This is a genomic window from Streptomyces corchorusii (genome assembly GCF_001514055.1).
Taxonomy (GTDB): Bacteria; Actinomycetota; Actinomycetes; order Streptomycetales; family Streptomycetaceae; genus Streptomyces; species Streptomyces olivaceoviridis.
Genome location: NZ_KQ948364.1, coordinates 121,821 through 140,655 on the forward strand (window position 1 = coordinate 121,821; position 18,835 = coordinate 140,655).

At 72.2% G+C, this 18,835-nt stretch carries 20 protein-coding genes and 1 riboswitch; of the genes, 11 read left to right on the plus strand and 9 right to left on the minus strand.

What is annotated here, in order from left to right; all coding sequences use genetic code 11:
- Both AQJ11_RS32025 and bioB read right to left on the minus strand, forming a co-directional pair.
- Window positions 1-1,281, minus strand: a complete 1,281-nt coding sequence (locus AQJ11_RS32025) for an adenosylmethionine--8-amino-7-oxononanoate transaminase (protein WP_041665006.1) — start codon at window positions 1,279-1,281, stop codon at window positions 1-3.
- On the minus strand, window positions 1,274-2,425 hold the full coding sequence (gene bioB, locus AQJ11_RS32030; protein WP_059265494.1) for a biotin synthase BioB: 1,152 nt from the start codon (window positions 2,423-2,425) through the stop codon (window positions 1,274-1,276). Before bioB ends, AQJ11_RS32025 begins: the two co-directional genes overlap by 8 nt.
- A gap of 147 nt (window positions 2,426-2,572) precedes the next feature.
- Here bioB and AQJ11_RS32035 point away from each other — a divergent pair, with 147 nt between their 5' ends.
- Window positions 2,573-3,700 carry an 8-amino-7-oxononanoate synthase gene (locus AQJ11_RS32035; RefSeq protein WP_059265495.1) on the plus strand — a complete coding sequence of 376 codons (1,128 nt, stop codon included), beginning with the start codon at window positions 2,573-2,575 and terminating at the stop codon, window positions 3,698-3,700.
- A gap of 77 nt (window positions 3,701-3,777) precedes the next feature.
- On the opposite strand, the gene AQJ11_RS32040 is transcribed toward AQJ11_RS32035, so the two are convergent.
- Entirely contained in the window at window positions 3,778-3,999 is a 222-nt protein-coding gene (locus AQJ11_RS32040) for a DUF397 domain-containing protein (RefSeq protein ID WP_041665005.1), read from the minus strand.
- 9 nt (window positions 4,000-4,008) lie between these two features.
- Complete coding sequence (locus tag AQJ11_RS32045; protein WP_014671290.1) at window positions 4,009-4,869, minus strand: helix-turn-helix domain-containing protein; 861 nt, start codon at window positions 4,867-4,869, stop codon at window positions 4,009-4,011.
- 212 nt (window positions 4,870-5,081) lie between these two features.
- Between AQJ11_RS32045 and AQJ11_RS32050 the strand changes: the two genes are divergently transcribed.
- On the plus strand, window positions 5,082-5,537 hold the full coding sequence (locus tag AQJ11_RS32050; protein WP_014671289.1) for an ATP-binding protein: 456 nt from the start codon (window positions 5,082-5,084) through the stop codon (window positions 5,535-5,537).
- Window positions 5,538-6,274: 737 nt separating this feature from the next.
- On the opposite strand, the gene AQJ11_RS32055 is transcribed toward AQJ11_RS32050, so the two are convergent.
- The 3 genes from AQJ11_RS32055 to AQJ11_RS32065 form a co-directional block, all read right to left on the minus strand.
- Window positions 6,275-6,748, minus strand: coding sequence for a C40 family peptidase (locus AQJ11_RS32055; RefSeq protein ID WP_014671288.1), 474 nt, complete (start codon window positions 6,746-6,748; stop codon window positions 6,275-6,277).
- Between the two features lie 3 nt (window positions 6,749-6,751).
- Window positions 6,752-6,950: riboswitch (cyclic di-AMP (ydaO/yuaA leader) on the minus strand.
- Window positions 6,951-7,322: 372 nt separating this feature from the next.
- A complete protein-coding gene (locus AQJ11_RS32060; RefSeq protein ID WP_014671287.1) occupies window positions 7,323-7,628 on the minus strand; it encodes a hypothetical protein in 306 nt (101 codons plus the stop codon).
- A 7-nt stretch (window positions 7,629-7,635) separates the two neighbouring features.
- The gene (locus tag AQJ11_RS32065; RefSeq protein ID WP_059265496.1) at window positions 7,636-8,271 is read right to left on the minus strand and encodes an ATP-dependent Clp protease proteolytic subunit; all 636 of its coding nucleotides are present in this window, start codon (window positions 8,269-8,271) and stop codon (window positions 7,636-7,638) included.
- An 86-nt stretch (window positions 8,272-8,357) separates the two neighbouring features.
- Between AQJ11_RS32065 and AQJ11_RS32070 the strand changes: the two genes are divergently transcribed.
- The 8 genes from AQJ11_RS32070 (at window position 8,358) to AQJ11_RS32105 (ending at window position 15,108) form a co-directional block, all read left to right on the plus strand.
- The gene (locus tag AQJ11_RS32070) at window positions 8,358-8,636 is read left to right on the plus strand and encodes a type II toxin-antitoxin system Phd/YefM family antitoxin (RefSeq protein ID WP_014671285.1); all 279 of its coding nucleotides are present in this window, start codon (window positions 8,358-8,360) and stop codon (window positions 8,634-8,636) included.
- A gap of 226 nt (window positions 8,637-8,862) precedes the next feature.
- Window positions 8,863-9,165 carry an urease subunit gamma gene (locus tag AQJ11_RS32075; protein ID WP_014671284.1) on the plus strand — a complete coding sequence of 101 codons (303 nt, stop codon included), beginning with the start codon at window positions 8,863-8,865 and terminating at the stop codon, window positions 9,163-9,165.
- Window positions 9,166-9,174: 9 nt separating this feature from the next.
- Entirely contained in the window at window positions 9,175-9,486 is a 312-nt protein-coding gene (locus tag AQJ11_RS32080; RefSeq protein ID WP_014671283.1) for an urease subunit beta, read from the plus strand.
- On the plus strand, window positions 9,479-11,200 hold the full coding sequence (locus tag AQJ11_RS32085) for an urease subunit alpha (protein ID WP_041665004.1): 1,722 nt from the start codon (window positions 9,479-9,481) through the stop codon (window positions 11,198-11,200). Before AQJ11_RS32080 ends, AQJ11_RS32085 begins: the two co-directional genes overlap by 8 nt.
- Window positions 11,200-11,874, plus strand: coding sequence for an urease accessory protein UreF (locus AQJ11_RS32090; RefSeq protein WP_058079631.1), 675 nt, complete (start codon window positions 11,200-11,202; stop codon window positions 11,872-11,874). Before AQJ11_RS32085 ends, AQJ11_RS32090 begins: the two co-directional genes overlap by 1 nt.
- A gap of 61 nt (window positions 11,875-11,935) precedes the next feature.
- Window positions 11,936-12,613, plus strand: a complete 678-nt coding sequence (gene ureG / locus AQJ11_RS32095; RefSeq protein ID WP_059265497.1) for an urease accessory protein UreG — start codon at window positions 11,936-11,938, stop codon at window positions 12,611-12,613.
- Window positions 12,601-13,368 (plus strand): urease accessory protein UreD, encoded by a 768-nt coding sequence (locus tag AQJ11_RS32100; RefSeq protein WP_208616661.1) that lies wholly within the window; start codon window positions 12,601-12,603, stop codon window positions 13,366-13,368. Before ureG ends, AQJ11_RS32100 begins: the two co-directional genes overlap by 13 nt.
- 174 nt (window positions 13,369-13,542) lie before the next feature.
- The gene (locus AQJ11_RS32105; protein WP_059265498.1) at window positions 13,543-15,108 is read left to right on the plus strand and encodes an alpha/beta hydrolase; all 1,566 of its coding nucleotides are present in this window, start codon (window positions 13,543-13,545) and stop codon (window positions 15,106-15,108) included.
- A gap of 63 nt (window positions 15,109-15,171) precedes the next feature.
- Here the strand turns inward: AQJ11_RS32105 and AQJ11_RS32110 are convergent, their stop codons facing one another.
- Both AQJ11_RS32110 and AQJ11_RS32115 read right to left on the minus strand, forming a co-directional pair.
- A complete protein-coding gene (locus tag AQJ11_RS32110) occupies window positions 15,172-16,194 on the minus strand; it encodes an NAD-dependent epimerase/dehydratase family protein (RefSeq protein ID WP_244218438.1) in 1,023 nt (340 codons plus the stop codon).
- A gap of 58 nt (window positions 16,195-16,252) precedes the next feature.
- Window positions 16,253-16,975 carry a lysophospholipid acyltransferase family protein gene (locus AQJ11_RS32115; RefSeq protein WP_059265500.1) on the minus strand — a complete coding sequence of 241 codons (723 nt, stop codon included), beginning with the start codon at window positions 16,973-16,975 and terminating at the stop codon, window positions 16,253-16,255.
- 367 nt (window positions 16,976-17,342) lie between these two features.
- Between AQJ11_RS32115 and AQJ11_RS32120 the strand changes: the two genes are divergently transcribed.
- Window positions 17,343-18,827, plus strand: a complete 1,485-nt coding sequence (locus AQJ11_RS32120; RefSeq protein ID WP_059265501.1) for a hypothetical protein — start codon at window positions 17,343-17,345, stop codon at window positions 18,825-18,827.
- The last annotated feature ends 8 nt before the right edge of the window (window positions 18,828-18,835 follow it).

The window sequence follows — 18,835 nt, forward strand, 5'->3', positions numbered from 1 at the left end:
TCATCCCTCCCGCGCGGCGGCGCACACCGCACGCGCGATCCGTGCCACGTCCTCGTCCGAGGTGACGTACGGCGGCATCGTATAGACCAGGTCGCGGAACGGGCGCAGCCACACGCCCGCCCGTACGGCGGCGTCGGTCGCGGCCTTCATGTCCACCGCGTGGTCGAGCTGGACGACCCCGATCGCGCCGAGGACGCGGACGTCCCGCACCCCGGGCACGTCGAGCGCGGGCGCCAGGCCCTCCCGCAGGCCCGTCTCGATCCGCTTGACCTCCGCGAGCCAGTCCTGTCCCCGCAGCAGCTCGACGGAGGCGCAGGCCACCGCCGCGGCCAGCGGGTTGCCCATGAACGTCGGCCCGTGCGCGAGCACCGGCACCTCGCCCCGCGAGATGCCGTCGGCGACCCGTGAGGTGCACAGGGTGGCCGCCATCGTCAGATAGCCGCCGGTCAGCGCCTTGCCCACGCACATCACGTCCGGACTGACGGACGCGTGGTCCGCCGCGAACAGCGCGCCGGTGCGGCCGAAGCCGGTGGCGATCTCGTCGAACACCAGCAGCACGTCGTGCGCGTCGCACGCCTCGCGCAGCACCCGCAGATAGGCGGGGGAGTGGAAGCGCATCCCGCCCGCCCCCTGGACCACCGGCTCCACGATCACCGCGGCCAGCTCGTCGGCGTGCCGCGCGATCAGCTCGCGCAACTGGTCCGCGTACGCCTCCTCGTACCCGACGGGCGGTGCGTCCGCGAACACCTGGCGGGGCAGCACACCGGTCCACAACCGGTGCATCCCGCCCTCGGGGTCGCACACGGACATCGGGTTCCAGGTGTCGCCGTGGTAGCCGCCGCGCCAGGTCAGGAGCCGCTGCTTGCCCGGACGGCCGAGCGAGCGCCAGTACTGGAGGCACATCTTTACCGCCACCTCGACCGACACGGACCCCGAGTCGGCCAGGAAGACATGCTCCAAACCGTCAGGCGACATGTCGACAAGGAGCTTCGCGAGCCGGACGGCGGGCTCGTGCGTGAGCCCGCCGAACATGACATGGCTCATCCGCCCGAGCTGCTCGCGCACGGCCTCGTCGAGGACCGGGTGGCGGTATCCGTGGATGGCCGACCACCACGACGACATGCCGTCGACCAGTTCGCCGGCCCCGTCCGCCAGCCGCAGCCGGACCCCGCTCGCCGCCTCCACGACGAGCGGTTCCGCGCGCCCGGGCATCGGGCCGTACGGATGCCACACATGCCGCCGGTCCAGTTCCAGCAGCTCCGGCACGCCGAGCTCAGGCATTGGGCGCGAGGTCCGTCCCGGCGCCCCGGCGGCGGACCGCGACCAGGTCGGTCCGCGGCTCGCCCGCCACCGCCACCGCCGACCCGCAGACACCGCCGCCCTCGTGGCAGCCCCCGGTGTCCCCGCAAGCCCCGGCCTGCGACCGGTGCTCCGGCAGCGTCACCTGGTCGGCGCCCTCCACCTCGAACCCGGCGTCCGCGATCATCTCCAGGTCGGCCTTGCCGGCCTGGCCCTCGCTGGTCAGGTAGTCGCCGAGGAAGATGGAGTTGGCCAGGTGCAGTGCCAGCGGCTGCATCGTGCGCAGGTGGACCTCACGGCCGCCCGCGATCCGGACCTCCACGTCCGGGCAGACGAACCGGACCATCGCGAGGATCCGCAGGCAGCGCTGCGGGGTGAGGTTCCACTCCTCGGCCAGCGGGGTGCCCTCGAACGGGATCAGGAAGTTCACCGGGACCGAGTCCGGGTCCAGCTCGCGCAGCGAGAACACCACGTCCACCAGGTCCTCGTCGCTCTCGCCCATGCCCGCGATCAGGCCCGAGCAGGCGGACAGACCGGCCGCGTGCGCCTTGCGCACCGTGTCCACCCGATCGGCGTACGTGTGGGTGGTGGTGATGTCCCCGTACGTGGACTCCGAGGTGTTGAGGTTGTGGTTGTAGGCGTCCGCGCCGGCCTCGCGCAGCCGTTCGGCCTGGCCGTCGGAGAGCAGACCGAGGCAGGCGCACACCTCGACGCCCTCGTTCTGCTCCTTGATGGCCTTGATGGTCTGCGAGACCCGGTCCACGTCCCGGTCCGTCGGGCCGCGCCCGCTGGCCACCAGGCAGACCCGCTTGGCGCCGCCCGCGAGGCCCGCCGCGGCGGCCTGCGAGGCCTCGTCCGGCTTGAGCCAGGTGTACTTCAGGATGTCGGCCTTGGAACCGAGCCGCTGGGAGCAGTACGAGCAGTCCTCCGGGCACAGGCCCGACTTGAGGTTCACCAGATAGTTGAGTTTCACCCGGCGCCCGAACCACTGCCGGCGCACCTTGCCGGCCGCGGCCACCACGTCGAGCAGGTCGTCATCGGAGGTGGCCAGCACGGCGAGCGCTTCCTCGCGGGTCGGCAGCTCGCGCCGAAGCCCCTTGTCCACCAGCGTGTTCAGCAGGTCCATGGGGCCTGATCCTGTCCTACGGGACCGCCCCGGGCCAAGGAGACTTCACACAACGGAGCACGTTCACCGTGTGGGTATTGCCACACCCTGGGCGGCTGGTCGTACCGCTAGGGTCTGTCCGCTACCTACAAAAGCACCGGAGGACCCATGGCGTTCGGCTGGATCGATGAGCAGGCCCGGGCGCGCCGCCGCGCCGGACTCGTGCGCACCCTGCGTCCGCGCCCCGCCGACACGCCGCTGCTGGATCTGGCGAGCAACGACTACCTGGGTCTGACCCGCCATCCGGAGGTCGTTGAGGGAGCGACCGAGGCCGCCCGGACCTGGGGCGGCGGCTCCACCGGCTCCCGGCTGGTCACCGGCACCACCGCCCTGCACACCGAACTGGAGCGGGCGCTGGCCGCGTTCTGCGGGTTCGAGGCGGCCCTGGTGTTCTCCTCCGGGTACGCCGCCAACCTCGCCGCGGTCACCGCGCTCGGCCCGCACGGCTCGCTGATCGTGTCCGACGCGGGCAACCACGCTTCCCTCATCGACGGCTGCCGGCTCGCCCGGGGCGAGACGCAGGTCGTCGGGCACGCCGATCCGGAGGCCGTGCGCAAGGCCCTGGCCGCGCACGCGGGCGCCGCGATCGTCGTCTCCGACACGGTGTTCTCCGTCGACGGGGACCGGGCACCGCTGACCGCGCTGGCCGAGGCGTGCCGGGAGCACGGCGCGGGACTGGTCGTGGACGACGCGCACGGGCTCGGCGTGCTGGGCGACGGCGGCCGGGGCGCGCCGTACGCGGCCGGGCTGGCGGGCGCCGAGGACGTGGTCGTCACGGCCACCCTGTCCAAGTCGCTGGGCAGCCAGGGCGGGGTGGTGCTCGGCCCGGCCCGGGTGATCGACCACCTGGTCAACGCGGCCCGGACGTTCATCTTCGACACCGGCCTGGCGCCGGCGGCGGCCGGTGCCGCGCTGGCCGCGCTGCGGCTGCTGGAGCGTGCGCCCGAACGGGCGGCGCGGGCCCGTGAGGTGGCCGCGGAACTGTACGCACGGCTGACCGCCGCGGGTCTGGACGCGGTGCGTCCGGACGCCGCGGTGGTCTCCGTGCGGGCTCCGTCCCCGGAGCGGGCGGTGCGCTGGGCGGCCGACTGCCGTACGGCAGGCCTGGCCGTGGGCTGTTTCCGTCCTCCCTCCGTGCCCGACGGCATCTCACGGCTGAGGCTGACCGCCCGGGCGGACCTCTCCGGGGCGGAGATCGAACGCGCTGTACGAGTCATCGGCGAAACGCGACCATGAGTCGGCGTACACGGCCGTGTGCCGCACGAGGGTGACGAATGGGTGAGGGGGTCCGGTCAGGGGAAGACGCCCTCTGATCAGAGTGCGGTGACGAACTCCGCCCAACTGCCGGCGGAGAAGAGGAGCGCGGGTCCGGCGGGGTTCTTCGAGTCGCGCACGGCGAGCAGTCCGGCCGCGGGGCCGGAGCGCGGCCGGGCCGTCTCCACGCAGTTGTTCGCGCCCGTGCTGTAGCTGCTGCGCAGCCAGCGCACGGCGTGCAGGTCGGTACTGGCAGGGACGTTCCGAGGCAGAGCTGACATGGTGCCTCCTTACGCGCCGTCACCTATCCCGGCGATGTAGTCCAACGATTCCTCGGGGGAAAGGGCGTGGAACTGAAGGGTGTGGAAGGCCTCGGAGTAGGCCATGAGGTCTTCTTTCCGTTCCAGGTAGAGGCTACTCGTCAACTGGTCGAGAACAACCACGTCCAGATCAGAAGTGCTCGGAAAGGAGAAGATAACGAAAGGACCGGTGAGTCCGACATGCGCCCCCGCCGCGAACGGCAGCACCTGGAGCCGTACCTGGGGCAGCCGGGCCGCCTCCATCAGCCGTTCGAGCTGCCGGGCCATCACCTTCGGACCCCCGACCTCCCGGCGCAGCACCGCCTCGTCCAGTACGGCGCTCAGCACCAGCGGCGGATCGGAACGCAGCACGTCCTGCCGCGCCAGACGCACCTCCACCAGCGTGTCCAGGCGGTCCTCGTCCAGGTCCTTCACGGCGGCCCGGGTCACCGCGCGCGCGTACTCCGGTGTCTGGAGCAGCCCCGGCACCACGGTCGTCTCCAGGGTGCGCATCGCGCTCGCCTGCGACTCCAGACTGATGAAGTCGCGGTAGGTGGGCGGCAGCACCCCGCGGTAGGCGTGCCACCAGCCGTGCCGGCCGCCCGCGTCCTCCGACCCCGCCAGCATCAGCAGCAACTCGCGCAGATGCGTGTCCCGCACCTGGTAGGCGTCGAGCAGTAACCCCAGATCGGCCGGTTTCACACCGCTGGCGCCGGTCTCGATGCGGCTCACCTTCGACTGGTGCCAGCCGACCAGCCGGGCGGCCTCACCGCTCGTGAGCCCCGCACCGGTACGCAGCATGCGCAGTTCGGCGCCCAGTTTGCGGCGGCGCACTGCCGGACCGTTCTGCATGGGCTCCTCCTTACTCCTTCCGGGCCGCCCGCATACGGTCTCGCGTCGCAGAGTTCACCGCTTCGAGCGACAGATATATGCATATCCTGGTGGATCGCCCCCCGTGACCGCCCGTTGGTGGCAGTCTGGCGAACAAGCACCAGTCCGGGACCGTACTCGAACCCTCCGCCACATGTCGGACCACGGCCCCGTGGGAAAGGGACGACGCCGCCATGGCAGACCACCTGGAAGCATCCGTCACTCTGCCGAGCGATCCGGCCTCGGTCTCGGCCGCCCGCTCCTACGTCGTGGGCACCCTGGCGGAGTGGGGCCTGCCGTCCGACACCGACGTCGCCGACACCGTGCGGCTCATCGTCTCCGAACTCGCCACGAACGCCGTACAGCACACCTTCGGCCAGTCACCCACCTTCACGGTCGACATCGCGCTGCACCATGACGAACACCTGCGCATCGGCGTCACGGACAGCCATCCCCGCTTTCCGAAGAGACTGCCCGCCGCGGTCCAGCAGGACAACGGCCGCGGCATGGTCATCATCCGCTGGCTCACCGCCGAGTGCGGCGGCAGACTCCGCATCCGCCCCACGCGAGAGGGCGGCAAGACGGTCTCCATCGAACTCCCCTGGACGCTCCCGACGGCCCCGGTAGCGGCGGGCCAGCAGGAGCCGTAGCCCTTCGGGCAGGGCGGAGGCGTTGTCAGATGGGCGCCCCCACGTCCGGTACGACGGTCACCGCGGCCCGGCACCGGCCGACGCGCACCCCGCGGCTCACCCGGCGGCCGTCGCCGTGCGCGCCGAGCGGTGCGCGCGGTGCGCGCTACGGTGGCCCGGCGGCGGGGCAGCCGACGGACACCGCCGGCACCAGCGGCGCCGGTGCGGTCCCGCCTCGGCGCGCGGGGCTCCGATCTCCCGCCGGGTCGGAGGGCACGGCGCCACGCTGATCAGCGGCTGCCCGGCGAGCTCCGCCAGGCGGCAGCCGGGACGAGATGTCGGCGAACGCGTGCCCCGGGCCGGCCGGTCCTGGTCCACGGCCGGGACGCGTACGCCGGGATGCGCCCGACGGAACGCGTTCGGCGCGGGCGGCAGCGGATGCCCTCGGCGGCCGGGAAGGCGCCGGGCCGCGACGCGTCCCCGGCGAGCCCGGTCAGCCACGTCAGTTCGTGCCGGGCCCGCTCCGGCTCGGCCGGCCGCTGGGCGAGGACGGTGGGCGTGTGACCGAGCCGGGGGATGCCCCTGTGCTCCAACTCGGGCCGCGTACCCTGCGGGCGCTTCGGGGGCACGCTCGGGCGTCGGAGGGAGCCGTGGCCGGGACCGCCCGTCCGTGTGTCGGCCCCGGGCCGCCCGCGAAGGGCCGCGGGCGGCGCTGGGAGCGGCCCTGCTGCTGGAGCCGCTCCCTGGCACGGGGCGGGTCAGCTGACCCGGCCGTACCAGACGCTCCTCGTCCAGATCTTCTCCAGCTTCACCACGTCCCCGGTCTTCGGGGCGTGCCAGATCTTGCCGTGACCCGCGTAGATGCCGACGTGGTAGACGTACGAACCCGAGTGGAAGAAGACCAGGTCGCCCGCCTTGCGGCTCCTGGAGGAGATGTGGTGCGTCTTGTTGTACTGCTGGGCGGCGGTGCGCGGCAGCTTCTTGCCGGCCTTCTTGTAGGAGTAGAGCGTCAGCCCCGAGCAGTCGAACCGGCGCGGCCCGGTGGCTCCCCAGGCGTAGGGGGCGCCCTTCTTCGAGGCCGCGACCTTGAGCGCTTTCGTCGCCATGGTCGCGGCGGAGGCGTCGGTGGCGAGGCCGGGCACCGCGATCGAGCCGCCCACGGCGGCGAGGGTCAGAGCCGAGGCCGTGCCGGCCCGGGCCATCAGCGACGGGACACGATTGAGCGCAGTCATGCGCAACCCTTCGTCAGCCGCCTGTGAAGGATGACCTGTCGGATTCGGGCTGGCGAAGTTGCCCGGCCGCGTTGCCGCGGCTTCACCCCAAGGGTTGCCCGGAGCCGACGACCGTCCGTGTCGTACGGACGAACATCTGTTCCGGCGACCCGCCTTGCTTGGGTCCTCCACTCCTGCCGATCCACTCCGTCGACCGGTCATCCGGGCGGCGGCAGGACTCGGCGTCCGCCCGGATCGCCCCGCCGCGGTGGCGGGGGCTTGTCGTCAGACACGGATCTTGGCTCACAACTGTCGGAAAATCCCAACGGAATCGGGGATTTGTGGTGTTACTCACCACTCACCCGTTCGGGTGGACACTGCTCTGTTCGAGCCTCCGTCAGATCCCGGACGTAGCCCCCGACCTGGGGCGAAGCGCCTCCCGGCGGCTCGTGCCGTGGCGCTTGGCGCAACTCGGGAGGCCCGGAAAACGATCTGGATGTACACCGGTCGGCGGTACGTCGTTCGGGCCGTTTCAAGTCCCGTCCGAACGACGCGTGTCGACGCGCGGACCCGCCGAGCCGGCGGAGCGTCCGCGTCAGCCGACGCCGTCCGGCGGGAGCGCGACGCGAGCGGCCCGGCGCTCACCGTCCAGCACCCGCAACGCCCGTGCCAGCGTGTCCCCGTGCAGCTCCGTCTCGCCCCGCTGGTGCATCAGCGCGAGCGCGTCCCGCAGCTCTGCCGCCTTGCGCACCAGGGCCTGGGCCGCGCGCAGCCCGCGGTAGGTGTCCCCGGGCCGGGCCGGGTTGATGCGGCCCAGCAGGTCGACGGCCTCCAGGTAACGGTCGATCAACTCACCCTCGGCGCGGGTCAGCGCGGGCAGTGGTGGGAGGTCCGGCAGCATGGGCGGCTCACCTCGCGTCCGGTGCGCCGGGCGTGTCCCGGCGGCTCGGCACGATGCCGTCCACCAGACCGTAGGCGACCGCCCCGGCGGCGTCCAGGATCAGGTCACGCTCCAGGTCCTCGTGGACCTGCCCGGCCGTGCGCCCCGTGTGCCGCGCGAGCATCTCCGCGAGGGTCGCGCGGATCCGGGTCAACTCCTCCGCCTGGATGAGCAGGTCGCTGGGCTGTCCGCGCACCGGCTCGGGCAGCGCGGGCTGCTCGATCGCCATGCGGGCGCCGGGCAGGGTGAACCTCTTGCCCGGGGTGCCGGCCGCGAGCAGCACCGCGGCCGAGGCGGAGGCCTGGCCCAGGCAGTAGGTCGCCACGTCGCAGCCGACGTACCGCATCACGTCGTAGATCGCCGTCATGGCGTCGAACGAGCCGCCCGGCGAGTTGACGTACAGCGTGATGTCCCGGTCCGGCGCCGCGTGCTCCAGGTACATGAGCTGCGCCGTCACGTCGTTCGCCGCCGCCGTGTTGACCGGTGTGCCGAGGAAGACGATCCGGTCCTCGAAGAGCTTGGCGTACGGATCGAGGGTGCGTACGGCGCTCCCGGTGCGCTCGGTGAACTCGGGCAGGACATGACGGGCGGACGGTCGGGACATGGACGTACCCCTCCTCATGACGAGGCCCCGATGGGCTCGGCTTCTGTAAAAAATGTACAGGATGTACGTGACGTTATGATGGGGGTATGGCCTACGAGATTCCGGTGACGCAAGCCAGGGCTGAACTCGCCGACCTGATCAACCGCGTGGTGTACGGCGGTGAGCGCGTCGTCGTCACCCGGCACGGCAAGCCGCTGGTGGCGCTGGTCTCGGCCGCCGACCTGGAACGGCTCGACGCCCTGGACGAGCCGGCCGAGGAGCAGATCATCAGCTCGGTCTCCGGGGTCCACGAGGCCGGTTCCGTCTCCCGCGAACAGCGGCGCTTCGGGATCGCGGCGGAGCACCGGAGGCCGGGCGCCTCCTGACCGCCTCGTCTCCAGGGGAGCCCATCGGCCGGTCATGGGCCGGCCAAGGTCTGGTTAACGTCGTTGAAACTCCGGCGTTCTAGCCTGCCGATCCACGCCACCAGGGGTTTTTCTGCCCGGATTGACGAAGCTCCGGGGATTTGTCTGTGTGTTACATCTGTCCCCGTCGTGGTGGCCGCGGCAACCGGACCCCGCACGGTCCGGAGCGAGGACTGTGAGGTGGGACGTGCAACTGACCCCGCATGAGCAAGAGAGGCTGCTGATCCACGTGGCGGCCGACGTGGCCGAGAAGCGCAGGGCCCGCGGTCTCAAGCTCAACCACCCGGAAGCGGTCGCCCTCATCACGTCGCACATCCTGGAGGGCGCGCGGGACGGCCGCACCGTCGCCGAGCTGATGTCCTCCGGCCGCAAGATCCTGACCAGGGACGACGTGATGGACGGGGTCGCCGAGATGATCCATGACGTCCAGGTCGAGGCCACCTTCCCGGACGGCACCAAGCTCGTCACCGTCCACGAACCGATCATCTGAGGGGCCGCGATGATTCCCGGAGAGATCCTGTTCGCGGACGACCCCGTCGTCTGCAACGCGGGCCGCGAGGTCACCCGGCTGACCGTCCTCAACGCCGCCGACCGGCCGGTCCAGGTCGGCTCCCACTACCACTTCGCCGAGGCCAACCCCGGCCTGGAGTTCGACCGCGCCGCCGCCCGCGGCAAGCGGCTGAACGTCGCCGCGGGCACCGCCGTCCGCTTCGAGCCCGGCATCCCCGTGGCGGTCGAGCTCGTGCCCCTGACCGGCGCCCGGATCGTGCCGGGGCTGCGCGGGGAGACCGGAGGTGCCCTCGATGCCTGAGATCTCCCGCGCCGCCTACGCCGACCTGTTCGGCCCCACCACCGGCGACCGGATCCGGCTCGCCGACACCGATCTGCTCGTCGAGATCGAGGAGGACCGCTCCGCCGGCCCCGGAGGCTCCGGGGACGAGGCGGTCTTCGGCGGCGGCAAGGTCATCCGCGAGTCCATGGGCCAGTCCCGCGCCACCCGCGCCGAGGGCACCCCCGACACCGTGATCACCGGCGCCGTCGTCGTCGACCACTGGGGCGTCGTCAAGGCCGACGTCGGCATCCGCGACGGACGGATCACCGCCCTCGGCAAGGCGGGCAACCCGGACACCATGGACGGGGTCCACCCCGACCTGGTCATCGGCCCCGAGACCGAGATCATCGCCGGCAACGGGCGCATCCTGACCGCCGGCGCCATCGACGCGCACGTCCACTTCATCTGCCCGCAGGTGGCCGACGAGGCGCTGGCCTCCGGCGTCACCACCCTGGTCGGCGGCGGCACCGGACCCGCCGAGGGCTCCAAGGCCACCACGGTCACCCCCGGACCCTGGCACCTGGCCCGGATGCTGGAGGCGATGGAGGCCTACCCCGTCAACGTGGGCTTCCTCGGCAAGGGCAACACCGTCAGCCACGAGGCGATGCTCTCCCAGATCCGCGGCGGCGCCGTCGGTCTCAAGCTGCACGAGGACTGGGGCTCCACGCCCGCCGTCATCGACGCGGCGCTCACGGTCGCCGACCGCACCGGCATCCAGGTCGCCATCCACACCGACACCCTGAACGAGGCCGGGTTCGTCGGCGACACCCTCGCCGCCATCGCGGGCCGGGGCATCCACTCGTACCACACCGAGGGCGCCGGCGGCGGCCACGCCCCGGACATCATGACGGTCGTCTCGCAGCCGAACGTCCTGCCCAGCTCCACCAACCCGACCCGGCCCTTCACCGTCAACACGACCGAGGAACACCTCGACATGTTGATGGTGTGCCACCACCTCAACCCGGCCGTCCCGGAGGACCTGGCGTTCGCCGAGTCCCGGATCCGCCCCTCCACCATCGGCGCGGAGGACATCCTCCACGACCTCGGCGCGATCTCGATCATCTCCTCCGACTCCCAGGCGATGGGGCGGGTGGGCGAGGTGATCCTGCGCACCTGGCAGACGGCCCACGTCATGAAGCGCCGGCGCGGTGCCCTGCCGGGCGACGGCCGCGCCGACAACCACCGGGTCCGGCGCTATGTCGCCAAGTACACGATCAACCCGGCGCTCGCCCAGGGCCTCGCCGCCGAGATCGGCTCCGTCGAGACCGGCAAGCTCGCCGACCTGGTGCTGTGGGAACCCGCGTTCTTCGGGGTCAAGCCGCTCCTCGTCATCAAGGGCGGGCAGATCGCGTACGCGCAGATGGGCGACGCCAACGCCTCCATCCCCACCCCGCAGCCGATCCTCCCCCGCCCGATGTACGGCGCCATCGGCCGGGCCCCCGCCGCCAACTCCGTCAACTTCGTCGCGGACCTGGCGATCGAGGACGGGCTGCCGGAACGGCTGGGACTCGGCAAGCGGTTCGCGGCGATCGAGTCGACGCGTGCGGTCACCAAGGCCGACATGCGCGAGAACGACGCCCGGCCGGACGTCCGGATCGACCCCGACAGCTTCGCCGTGCACATCGACGGCGAACTCGTCGAGGCCACCCCGGCCGCCGAACTGCCCATGGCCCAGCGTTACTTCCTCTTCTAGTGTCCAGGGCAGCACTGCTCGTCCTGGCCGATGGCCGCTTCCCCGCCGGAGGGCACGCGCACTCCGGCGGGGCGGAGGCCGCCGTCAAGGCGGGCCGCATCACCGACGCGCCGAGCCTGGAGGAGTTCTGCCGGGGCCGGCTGCACACCTCCGGGCTGGTCGCGGCGGCACTGGCGGCGGCGGCCGTCCTCGGCGCCGACCCGGGCGAACTGGACGCGGCGGCCGACGCGCGTACGCCGTCCCCGGCCCTGCGGGCCGCCGCGCGACGCCTCGGCCGGCAGTTGCTGCGGGCCGCGCGGGTGACCTGGCCGTCCGCCGAACTGGACGCCGTGGCACGCCGGTTCCCCAAGGGCGCCCATCAGCCCGTCGTGCTCGGCCTCGCCGCCCGGGCGGCCGGGCTCGCACCCGAGGACGCGGCCCACTGCGCGGTGTACGAGAGCGTGAGCGGGCCGGCGACGGCCACCGTGCGGTTGCTGAGCCTCGACCCGTTCGACGCGACCGGGGTCCTCGCCCGGCTGGCCCCTGAACTGGACCGCGTGGCGGACTGTGCCGTGGAGGCGGCGCGGCGGGTGGCCGACGAGGGGGTCGACGCGCTGCCCGCGGCGTCCGCGCCCCTGCTGGAGGTGGGTGCGCAGTGGCACGCCGACTGGCCCGTGCGGCTGTTCGCGTCATGAGTCCGCCCAGCCGCACACCCGACGCGCTCGGCTGAGAACCGACCGACCACAGGAGCCGTACATGCACCTCGACCACACCCACCCCGCCCCCGCCGCCCTCAGCGCGGACGCGCGCCGCCCCGACGGGACCCGCCGGGCCCTGCGGATCGGGCTCGGCGGCCCGGTCGGGTCGGGCAAGACCGCCACCGTCGCCGCCCTCTGCCGGACGCTGCGCGACGAGTTGTCCCTCGCCGTCGTCACCAACGACATCTACACCCGCGAGGACGCCGAGTTCCTGCTCCGGGAGGCCGTGCTGCCGCCCGAGCGGATCACCGCCGTCGAGACGGGCGCCTGCCCGCACACCGCGATCCGCGACGACATCTCCGCCAACCTCGAAGCCGTCGAGGACCTGGAGGACGCGGTCGGCCCCCTGGACCTGATCCTCGTCGAGTCCGGCGGCGACAACCTCACCGCCACCTTCTCCAAGGGGCTCGTGGACGCCCAGATCTTCGTGATCGACGTGGCCGGCGGTGACGACATCCCGCGCAAGGGCGGACCCGGCGTCACCACCGCCGACCTCCTCGTCGTCAACAAGACCGACCTCGCCCCGCACGTCGGCTCCGACCTCGCCCGGATGGCCGCCGACGCCAAGGCGCAGCGGGCGGAACTCCCCGTCGTCTTCCAGTCGTTGCGCGGTGAGACCGGTGTCGCCGACGTGGCCGCCTGGGTCCGGCAGCGGCTCGCCGTATGGACGGCGTGACCGTCAACGGGGTCCGGGGGAGCGCCCGGATCGTCGCCCGCGCCGACGGCCGCGGCGGTACGGCCCTGCCCGTCCTGGACGGCGAGGGCCCACTGGCGCCGCGCCGCACCCGGTCGGCCGGAGCCGAGGCGAGGGTCATGGTCGTCGGCGCCATGAGCGGGCCGCTCGGCGGTGACCGCTTCACGCTGGCCGCACGGGTGGAGGAGGGCGCCCGGCTGCACGTGGGGTCGGCCGCCGCCACCCTCGCCCTGCCGGGCCAGGCCAAGGGCGAGGCCCGGTACGACGTCCGGCTCGACGTGGCCGCCGGTGCCGAACTGCATTGGCTGCCCGAGCAGTTGATCTCCGCGAGCGGCAGCGACCTGCGCGTCACCACCCGGGCCGACCTCGCCGCCGGCGCCCGGTTCGTGTTGCGCGAGGAGCAGGTCCTGGGGCGGGCCGGGGAACCGCCCGGACGCCTCACCAGCCGGCTCACCGTGCGGGTCGCGGGCCGCACCGTACTGGACCAGGAACTGGCCTGCGGTCCCGGCGCGCCGGGCGGCTGGGACGGGCCGGCCGTGCTGTCGGGGTGTCGCGCGGTGGGGCAACTCGTCGTCGTACGGCCGGAGTTCGCCCAGGCTCCGGTGGCCGAGCGGATGCTGGGGGAGTGCGCCTCGCTGGTGCCCCTGGCGGGCCCCGCCGCCCTCGTCACCGCCGTCGCGCCGGACGCCCTGCGACTGCGCGGACTCCTGGACGAGGCACTGGCGGGGCTCGGCTGAAGCAGCCGGGCCGTCCGAGGAACCGAACATGATCGTCCGGTTATCGGATTGGTAAAGATAGGTGGCGACCCCTGTTCTCAGCCGACTCACAGCCGAGAGGATCCCCGCCTGACAACTCACAGCGAGGTACGGGGAGGGGCCCACTTGAGGGAGAACAGACCGAAGAGCCGCCTGATGGCACTCGGTTCCGCTGGAGCACTCGTCACCGCCACCCTGATCGCCGGCGCGGTCTCGGCTCCCACGGCCGGTGCCGCAGGCCGGCCCGCACAGGACCGGGAGGCCAAGGGCGTCGGGATCGCCGCCGCCCGAGCCGCCGAGGCGGGCGTCGACTGGCAGGACTGCCCGGCCGACTGGGGGCTGGAGAAGCCCATCCAGTGCGGCTGGGTCAGCGTGCCGCTCGACTACGCCCACCCCTACGGCAAGCAGATCAAACTCGCCGTGGACCGCATCGGCAACACCGGCACCAAGAAGGAGCGCCAGGGTGCGCTCGTCTACAACCCGGGCGGCCCCGGCGGCTCCGGTCTGCGCTTCCCGCGCCGGGTCACCACGAAGGCCCCGGTCTGGGCGAACGTGGCCAAGGCCTACGACTTCGTCGGCTTCGACCCGCGCGGCGTCGGCCACTCGGCGCCCATCTCCTGCATCGACCCGCAGGAGTTCGTCAAGGCGCCCAAGATGGACCCGGTGCCCGACAGCGAGGCCGACAAGACCGCTCAGCGCAAGCTGGCCCGTGAGTACGCGGAGGGCTGCGCCGAACACAGCGGCGCGATGCTGCCGCACATGACCACGCCGAACACCGCCCGCGACCTCGACGTCATCCGCGCCGCGCTGGGCGAGAAGAAGCTCAACTACCTCGGCGTCTCCTACGGCACCTACCTCGGCGCCGTCTACGGCACGCTCTTCCCGGGCCACGTCCGCCGCATGATCGTGGACAGCGTGGTCAACCCCTCCCGCGAGAAGATCTGGTACGAGGCCAACCTCGACCAGGACGTCGCCTTCGAGGGCCGCTGGAAGGACTGGCAGGACTGGGTCGCCGCCAACGACGCCGCCTTCCACCTCGGCACCACCCGCGCCGCCGTCCAGGACAAGTGGCTCCAACTGCGCGCCACCGCCAAGAAGAACCCGATCGGCGGGGTCGTCGGCCCGGCCGAGCTGATCTCCTTCTTCCAGGGCGCGCCGTACTACGACTCCTCGTGGGTGCCGGTCGCCACCGTGTTCAGCAAGTACTTCGCCGGTGACACCCAGGCGCTGGTCGACGCCGCCGCCCCCGACCTGTCGGACACGGCCGGCAACATCAGCGCGGAGAACGGCAACGCCGTCTACACGGCCGTCGAGTGCGCCGACGCCAAGTGGCCCACCAGCTGGCAGAAGTGGAACCGGGACAACACCCGGCTCAACAGGGACTACCCGTTTTTGACCTGGGCCAACGCCTGGATGAACCTGCCTTGTGCCACGTGGCCGGGCAAGCAGCACACCCCGGTCGAGGTCACGACGCACCGGGGACTGCCGAAGGTCCTGATCGTGCAGTCCACGCGTGACGCCGCCACTCCGTACGCGGGCGCCGTCGAACTGCACAAGCGCTTCAAGGGCTCCCGCCTGATCACCGAGAAGAACGCGGGCTCCCACGGCGTGACCGGCCTGGTCAACCCCTGCATCAACCAGCGCGTCGACGCCTACCTGCTCGACGGCACGCTGGACGGCAAGGACGTGACCTGCGCGCCGCACGCCACGCCCAAGCCGTGACCGTACCGGCACGGTGACGAGGGGCGGCCGGACCTTCCCGGCCGCCCCTCTCCCGTACGGCTGCTAAGCCGTGCGCCAGGCGTCCTCCGCCGCGTAGTCGAACAGGTCCGGGTAGGCCTGGGCGAGCAGCGGGAACGCCTCGCGCCAGTCCCGGCCGTGCAGCACCCCGGTCAGCCACTCCACCGTCTCCGGCAGGCTCTCGGCGTACGACACCACCGGCCGGTAGCCCAGCTCCCGCTCGGCGGCCGACATGTCGCACACCACCGGCCGCGGCACCGACCACGGCGTCTGACCCACCGATCCGGCCGGCGGCCCGTCGAGGTGCGCGGTCCGGGTCTCCACCCCCATCACGGCGTCGATCGCGGCACCGATCCCGGCGACCGTCGGCGCCTGACCGTCGCAGGCGTTGAGCACCCGGGAGCCCGGCCGGGCCGCCGCCAGCCGCACCAGTTCGGCGATGTTCCGGGCACTCGCCGGATGGAACCGGCTCTCGCCCCGGTACGCCAGCACCCGGTCGCGCCGCCCGTCCAGATTCCGCCGCACGAAGTACAGCTCGCGCGGCAGCGGGCTGTACGGCCCGTGCACCGCGCCCGCCCGCAGTACGGTGACCGGCAGCCCGGCGCCGCGAGCGAGGAGTTCCCGCTCCAGTGCGGCCTTGCGGCTGCTGTAGGTGGCCTCGCCCGGAGCGACCGTCGGCTGGGTCTCGGGGACCGGTACCGGGTAGTCGGGGAAGCCGTCCGGCTCGCCCATCGTGTCGAAGCCCCGCCCCGCGCCGTCCTCATACACGGACACACTGGAGATCACCACCGCGGAGCCGATCCGCCCCGCGAGCCCCGTCACCTGCCGGGCGTGCCCGGCGTCGTAGGCGACCACGTCGACCAGCAGGTCGCAGCCGTCACCCACCACCGCGGCCAGGGCCGTGCCGTCGGCGCGGTCCAGCCGTACCGACCGCACCCCCTCGTCCCACGCCGCGTCCCGGGCGCCGCCGCGCGAGGCGGCCGTCACCGCCCATCCGTCCCGCGCCAGCGCCTGCACCACCGGACGCCCGATCTGCCCGCCCGCCCCGATCACCACAGCTGTCTTCATGCGGCGAGCCTATGCATCCGGCCCCGGCCCGCTGTCCGCCTTCTGCCGACGGCAGAGGTCAACTGAGCGGCGCCCGCGGGAACCTGCGCTTCGCGTTCTGCTCCGCCGCCTGCCGTTCCTTGACCACGGCCGCGTACTCGTCGACGTACTCCTGCCCGGACAGCGCCAGGATGGAGTAGACGATCTCGTCGGTGACCGCCCGCAGCACGGTCTTCTCGCGCTCCATGCCGGCATAGCGCGAGAAGTCCAGGGGCTCGCCGAAGCGGATGGTCACCGGGTGGATCCTGGGCACGACCTTCCCGGGCGGCTGTGCCTCGAACGTGCCGATCATCGCGCACGGCACCACCGGGACGCCTGCCGTGAGGGCCATCACGGCGACCCCGACCTTGCCCTTGTAGAGCCTGCCGTCGTGCGAACGGGTGCCCTCCGGGTAGATGCCGAGCAGTTCCCCCCTGCGCAGCACCCCGAGCCCTTCACGGATCGCGGCCTGCCCCGCCTCCTTGCCCGAGCGGTCCACCGGGATCTGCCCGGCGCTGCGGAAGAAGAACGCGGTGAGCCGGCCCTTCACCCCGGGGCCGGTGAAGTACTCCGCCTTGGCGAGGAAGGTGATGCGGCGTTTCAGTATCGCCGGCATCAGGAAGTGGTCGGAGAACGACAGGTGGTTCCCGGCGATGATCGCCGGCCCCGACGCGGGCACGTGCTCCAGGCCTTCGATCCGGGGCCGGAAGACCACTCTGAGCAGCGGGCCCAGGACCACGTACTTGAGCAGGTAGTAGAACACGGCTCGCTCCTCACTCGTCAGCCCGGGGGCACGGCCATGGGCTGATGGGCACCTGCCGTCATCTGTAGCCATGTTCGGCCGGTCTCATGCTGACCGGGTGCTGCCCGGGCAGAACTGACGTCACCGGTGGCGGCGCGGCGTGCCGGGGCTCGAACTGTAACGGTATTGCGGTAGGCGGCGATGTCGGCAGTGCCGTGCTGTGCGCGTGGTGCACCGTACTGTCGTGGGGTCGTCTACGGGCGGGGGAGCGATGACGCGTTCGACGGTATGCCCCGGATGTGGTCAGGGCGTAGCGACATGGTCCACGCGGTGCGGCGCGTGCGGTACGCCCCTGACGGCCGCGCAGCCGGCAGCGCAGCCGGCCGCCGTGCGGGCCGGCCCTCCCGCCGCCGTGCCGCTCCCGGCCGGCGGGCCCACCACCTGGGGCGGCGGACAGCGCCGCATCCCCGCGATCCGGTGGGGTGGCGGCCAGGACGTCACCAGGTACCTGTGCGCGGCCGCGTACCTGGATCGCGCGTACGCCGAGCTGCTCATCAAGCAGGTCGCCGCGGAACCCCACCTGGGGGTGGGGGCCGCCCCGGCATGCGATGTGCCCGTGGTGCTCCGCCACGCCTACGCGGCCAACGCGCGCCGTCACCAGCGGGACCTCCTGCTCACGCCCCTGTGTGTGCTCGCCGTGCTGTTCTTCTTATGGGCTCACGACGCCGGGGTGACCACGCTGGTGCTGTTCCTGGCCTGGATCACCGTGCTGGCCTTCGAATTGTCGACCCGATACGGCGACCACTTGCAGAGTCTGCGCCCGAACCGGTTCGACCCGGCGGCCGCGCCCCCGCCGCGCAACGCCGACATCGCGGCTCGGCTCGGTCAGATCAGCGCGTACGCCGGCGGAAACACCACCGTGTACAGCGGATACTCGCCCTTCGTCGGCTACGGGGCCCCTCTCGACACATGGTCCCTGACCTTCGACGTCACCGCCCCGGGCCCGCTGGGGGGCACTCCGCAAGACTTCGACGTGACGGAGCTCTACGACCAGGTCGCCACACGCCTCGGCACCCTGGCCCTGCCCTGCCTGGAGATCGAGGAACGGCTCTTCGTCGAAGGAACGACGGTCCTGGGGGACCCCCGGTTCCTCCCCGACCCCCTCGGCCGGCCCGTCCCACGGGTGGGCCAGGACCAGATCGACCAGCTGAAGCGCGTGCCCGAGGAAGGCGCCCGCCCCTATCTGGCCGTGCACTCCACGGGGTGGGGCGGTGAACTGGTCACCTCGCTCTTCCTCCGCTTCGTCCGGTCCGACTCCAACCTGTGCGTGGAAGCGGTTCAGACGGTGTTGTTCCCGCTGGACGACCGCTACCGGATCATCGACACCCTCATGCCCCGGCCCTCCCTGCGCGAGGCGGCGAAGCTGATGTCGGCGACCCTGGCGAGCACTCCGTTCGTCCTGCTGGCCTCACCGGTACGCGCGGTCACGGGGTTCTCCCCCGACTACTGGATCACGTGGCGCGTGCGGCGGCAGAACAAGCTGATCACCTCGCTGCGCAGGTTCGACTACGGAGCCCGGTGGGGCGTACGTCAGCAGGCCGCCGCGACGCGTCATCAACGGCACTTCCAGAAGAGCGACAGCGGCCTCGCCCTCAAGATGATCGAGAGGCGTGCCCTGGACGCGCTCATCGAATTCGCCGAGGCGCGGGGTATCGACGTGAGCGAACTGGTCCAGCGCCAGCAGCTGATCGTCAACAACGGCATCATCGCGACGGGCGGGGCGCAGGTGGCGTCCAACTCGATCGCCTCGGGCAGGCAGTCCCGGATCTCCATGCGCCTGCTCAACAAGATCCCGCTGGTCAACACGGACTGATGGCACGA